This window comes from Clostridium sp. (genome assembly GCF_040797585.1).
Taxonomy (GTDB): Bacteria; Bacillota; Clostridia; order Clostridiales; family Clostridiaceae; genus Clostridium_Z.
On sequence record NZ_JBFNEO010000224.1, the window covers coordinates 1 to 4,391 of the forward strand.

Genomic DNA, 4,391 nt, shown 5'->3' on the forward strand with positions numbered 1-4,391 from the left:
AATTACTTTAGCCTATGAAAATATATGGAATAATCCAGCTATGACATTAAACTTATTCAAGAAGAAGGTATTTAGAGAGAGTTTTTCTCACTCTTTAAAACTTCCAAAATTTATGCTAAATCTAGGTAAAAACTCTTTTAAAGATAATTCTTCTTCAAGCAAAGATAATTCTTCTTCAAATATAGATAAGATAAAAAAGGGATTATTTATATCTATACCTGTTATATTTATTCTTACTCTCTTATTATCTTCAGCAGATTCAGTTTTTGCCTTCTATCTAAAAAATATAACAAAGACATTTGAACATTTAGATATGTTTAACATATCTAAATTCATCACTTTAGTTTTATTCTCTCTATATATATTTGGATTTATATGGAGTCTTAGATATAAAAATTTAGCTTCTAACAATATGAATGTGAAAAAAACATTTCATCCTGTAACTATAATTACAATTTCTATAGTAGTTACACTTTTATATCTTATTTTTACTAAGGTTCAATTCACCTATCTCTATGGTGGAAACCATGAGTTTATTCCTGGAGGGTTATCCTACGCTGAATATGCAAGGCAAGGATTCTTCCAATTGATTTTTATAGCCTTAATAAATGCTTTAGGTATAGTTGTAATCAAGGTAAAAACCATGTCTATCACAGAAAAATATAATAGTATTTTAAATTCTATTTTATCTGTTATAACTCTATTAACCTTTAATATGTTATTCTCAGCATTCTATAAAATGAGACTATATATTGATGCTTTCGCTTATACAAGACTTAGAGTATTAGTCTCTATATTCTTAGTATTCTTAGCTATTTCTCTAGTTATGCTTTTAGTATATATATGGAAAAACTTTAACATCTTGAAGTTTGTAGTTACACTGGGACTATTGTTTTATATGGGAATAAACTTCTTTAATATAGACAAGTTTATAGCAGAGAAAAATATTGAAATCTATTCTAAGGGTGGCAATGCAGGTATAGAATATTTGACACAATTATCCTATGATGCTATGGATCCAATAAAAAAGGCTTATGATGAAAAAATAATAGGCTATGATGTTTATATCACCTGGAAAAGTAATAATAAAATAGATACCTCTTCAAAATGGTATGAAACTAATTATTTTGAACTAAAATCTAGAAACTTGTATTAATAACAGTTACAATAAATACAAATAGATTATGTGAAAGGATGGTATTAATGAAAAAGAGATTAAAACCTATATTTATTTTTCTAACTTCTATTGCTACCATGTTTATACTTTATATGTCTAATGCTATTTGGACCCATGCAACAGGCCCACTAAGCGAGAGTCGACTTCCTGAAACTGAAAAAATGGCTATAAATGCTACGGTAGAACACTTTAAAAAAGAAAAGAATTTAGATGTTGTAGTTACTAACACAGGATTTTCAGGAGAATTTATGGGTTCTGATTTTTACATTGAAGGACATGCTAAAGATGATGAAAACAAAAAGTTTTCTGCAACTGTAGATTGTGATGATTATTCAGTTGAGGTAGATCCTAAAAATGAATTTAATGGAATGTGCCACTAATAATTTATTTACTTAATATTAAGTTATAAAAGTTAATATTGAACTAGAAATTCTGTAATGAAACAATAAATTTTATGAGTTTCTATAATAATTATGAGATTAATTAAAGATTAAGAGAGTGCACCTAAATGCACTCTCTTATTATTCTATATTCTTTATCTTTTTTCTTACTTTCTTTAAAACTTATTTAAACCTAGCATTGTTCTATCTAAGCGATTCTTAATTTCTTCTTATTTCTAGAATACATTTTATATATAATATATCCCATTATATTAGTAATGAATACAGATATTATCCATCCCTTACTTCCTTCTTCATAAAATATGTTCGTAGCTGCCCAGACTCCAAACAAACACCAAAATACTGCAAATATTATAGCACAAAAGATATAATATCCAAATGAAAATACTTTCTCCTTAAAAATAACATCAATAACCTCATCAGAATCTGGTACTGGTTCAGAATAATGAGTTGTTATTTCAGCAAATATTAACCCTTGCTTATCTCTAAAATAATTCGAGTCTTTAGTTTCTTCATTTAATGGATATATGTAATTATAATCAAATTCAACGCCTCTTCTAAAATGCTCAAATCCACCATAAGTTATACGCCCATCTTTATATCTTTCCACCTTTGATGTATATATGGCTGCTCCTTTAATATGCATATTACTATCTACTATATTATTAACCTCTTTCTTTAGTTCCTCTGTAACAAGGTTTTCTAATGTCATCTTACTAGAATCCATTAATTTATCTACAGTTTTATAAAACCCAAATCTTCCTCTATCATGTATTATTCCAGTGGTAATAAGTAAAATAAATATGCTTAACGACACTAAAGCTATTTTCAATATATTCTTACCTATATTTATCTTACTTTTATATAATCTATTAATCTCTTTTTGAAGAACCTCTGTATTGCCAAACCTATCTATAGCGGTATTTATAGCATCATCTTCATCATATCCTATTTCCATAAGATCCTTTATACTCATAATAAGATTAAAGGTTATTTCTTCCTTAAACTCTAAAATCTCCTTAGAGCTTTTATCCAGATTATAGGTAAGTTTGCTAATATAATTTTCAACACTTTCTATTCCTTTATTACTTATGATATATTCCTTCCCCATAGGACTATACCTCCCTTAAAAATTTATCTATTAATCCCTTCATGAAACTCCATTCTTGTCTTTTGTTTTCTATGTAAACTCGTCCTTCTTCAGTAACTGAATAATACTTTCTTCTTCCCCCTCCACTTTCTCCATCATGCCAATAGGAAGTTACATATCCATTTTTCTCTAATCTTTTTAATGATAAATATAATGTTCCTTCCTTCAGCTCAAAGGTTTCTTCACTTATTTCTCTTACGCTTTTTGCTATCTCATAGCCATACATGGGCCCAGTTTCTATCAAACTCATAAGTATGGTATCTATATATCCTTTAAGGACTTCTTTATTAACTTCCATATTATTCCCTCCCATGAACATATTAACATATAGTACTTAATAATACAATGTACTTAATAATACAAATCACTAATAAGTTAAATAAATAAAGCACACCTTAATTTTAAGGTATGCCCTCTTTATTTTACCTATAGATTTTATATTCAATCTAAAATAAGATCTTTCATATTATCTATTACTTTTTATTTCTTTTCTTATTTTCTTTAAAGCCTTTTTAGATCCTCTTTCAAGATCCCTCTCAAGTTTTCTTTCCTTATAAGAAGTAAACATAGTTGTTATATCATAACCTTCTGGGTAAAGGTCCTCTCCTTTTATATCTAGCTTTAATCTTTTATAGTTAACAGTAATTACCTTACCCTTAAAAAATACTTTTATATTATTAAAGCTATCTATCTCTTCATATACTATTCCATAATCATTATGGTCTAAGACTTTAACCTTGTCTCCAACCTTATAGTTATAGTATTTTTCATCCTCTTTTAATGAAGTTTCTTCTTCTTTGTTTTTACTTATCTTACTTCTCTTAACTAACTCAGTGTTATACTCCTTGGTTTCAAGATAATTCTTAGCTTTTAGAATTACCCTTTCTCTAATTCCCATCTTCCTTGATATAAATAGGGCATTACTCTCCCCCGCTTCTCCTATTACAAGCTTATATAAAGGCTCTAATGTATCTTTATTAAAGGTCATAGAAGCGTTTATAAACTCTTCATGGCTCTCTGCAAAGCCTTTAATCTCTCCATAATGAGTTGATGCAACAGTTATACATCCCATATGATAGAATTCCTCTAATATAGCTATGGCAAGGGCTGCTCCCTCATTAGGCTCTGTACCACTACCTATCTCATCGAATAAAAGAAGGGTAGAATTATTAGATGCCTTCATAATATCTGGTTCTAAAAACATGTATAAATGTACTCAAATTAGATAATTCGCACTTATTCTATCTTATGATAGTTTTAAGCCTTGGATGTACCAGTTCGTAAAGTTAATTATAACTAACTATTTCCTAGATATAATTCCCCAAACTATCCTACAACCGTATTTTAAAATTTTATAATTAAAAGATTTATTTAACCCCTATGTCTAGTAAAATATATGCTTCATTTCTGAGGTACACATATTTGTGATTAAATAGTCTTTTTAAAGCTAACTAACTTTTAATCTATTTTCTAAAATTTCTTTAACCCTTTTATAATTAGTATACAAATTAATATCTTTATCATATTTTCTATTTAATATATTTTTACTTGCATTAATATCAGCATGACTTTCTCCACATTTAGGACATGTAAATCTATCACCATCTCTTTTACCAAAACTTCCACATACATTACAGACCTTACTTGTATAAGCTGGATTTAT

At 27.9% G+C, this 4,391-nt stretch carries 5 protein-coding genes and 1 pseudogene; 2 read left to right on the top strand and 4 right to left on the bottom strand.

Going from position 1 to position 4,391, the window contains the following annotated elements:
• Together AB2369_RS11730 and AB2369_RS11735 are read left to right on the top strand one after the other, a co-directional pair.
• A partial coding sequence (locus tag AB2369_RS11730) for a DUF4153 domain-containing protein (protein ID WP_367666663.1) occupies positions 1–1,156 on the top strand: 1,156 nt, incomplete at its 5' end.
• Between the two features lie 47 nt (positions 1,157–1,203).
• Positions 1,204–1,557: a hypothetical protein gene (locus tag AB2369_RS11735; RefSeq protein WP_367666664.1), complete on the top strand. Its 354-nt coding sequence runs from the start codon at positions 1,204–1,206 to the stop codon at positions 1,555–1,557.
• Positions 1,558–1,765: 208 nt separating this feature from the next.
• Here the strand turns inward: AB2369_RS11735 and AB2369_RS11740 are convergent, their stop codons facing one another.
• From AB2369_RS11740 to AB2369_RS11755, 4 genes and pseudogenes are all read right to left on the bottom strand, one after another.
• Positions 1,766–2,689 carry a permease prefix domain 1-containing protein gene (locus AB2369_RS11740; protein WP_367666665.1) on the bottom strand — a complete coding sequence of 308 codons (924 nt, stop codon included), beginning with the start codon at positions 2,687–2,689 and terminating at the stop codon, positions 1,766–1,768.
• Between the two features lie 4 nt (positions 2,690–2,693).
• Positions 2,694–3,026, bottom strand: a complete 333-nt coding sequence (locus AB2369_RS11745; protein WP_367666666.1) for a PadR family transcriptional regulator — start codon at positions 3,024–3,026, stop codon at positions 2,694–2,696.
• Positions 3,027–3,194: 168 nt separating this feature from the next.
• Positions 3,195–3,917 (bottom strand): annotated as a pseudogene (locus tag AB2369_RS11750) (endonuclease MutS2); the annotation flags it as partial.
• A gap of 258 nt (positions 3,918–4,175) precedes the next feature.
• Positions 4,176–4,391 (bottom strand): zinc ribbon domain-containing protein (locus AB2369_RS11755; protein WP_367666667.1); only part of this gene is annotated, 216 nt, incomplete at its 5' end.

Excerpts from the sequence above, each read along its gene's own strand:
- AB2369_RS11735 (WP_367666664.1), top strand. The coding sequence starts at position 1,204 with ATGAAAAAGAGATTAAAACCTATATTTATTTTTCTAACTTCTATTGCT.
- AB2369_RS11740 (WP_367666665.1), bottom strand. The coding sequence starts at position 2,689 with ATGGGGAAGGAATATATCATAAGTAATAAAGGAATAGAAAGTGTTGAA.
- AB2369_RS11745 (WP_367666666.1), bottom strand. The coding sequence starts at position 3,026 with ATGGAAGTTAATAAAGAAGTCCTTAAAGGATATATAGATACCATACTT.